This is a genomic window from Bacillus sp. JJ1764 (genome assembly GCF_036962145.1).
Lineage (GTDB): Bacteria > Bacillota > Bacilli > Bacillales > Cytobacillaceae > Neobacillus.
This window is the reverse complement of the sequence record NZ_JBALNY010000006.1, coordinates 93,466-93,762: the sequence shown is the minus strand read 5'-3', so window position 1 is coordinate 93,762 and position 297 is coordinate 93,466. Positions and strand designations below refer to the sequence as shown.

The window sequence follows — 297 nt, the reverse complement described above, 5'->3', positions numbered from 1 at the left end:
AATATTTTAATGAGGGTATACTTCTTTTTCCCTCTTCTAATAATCGTGAACTGCCCCTCGATTTTGTCTGCATCACCCAATACATAATTGGAATCAGTCACTTTTTCACCGTTGATGCTGATGGCGCCGTTGGTGATATCTTCGCGGGCTTGGCGCTTGGAAGGAGAAATTTTCGCTGAAACAATCAGGTCTACTAAATTACCGTCAAAGTCAGCATTTACGTCAAATGATGGTACGTCTTTAAAGCCCTGCTTGATTTCTCCAGCACTCAAGCTTTTCACATCACCGCTGAACAAT

At 42.1% G+C, this 297-nt stretch carries 1 protein-coding gene; it reads right to left on the bottom strand.

Annotated elements, in window-relative coordinates:
• A partial coding sequence (locus V7083_RS01185; protein WP_335474491.1) for a S4 domain-containing protein occupies nt 1-297 on the bottom strand: 297 nt, incomplete at both ends.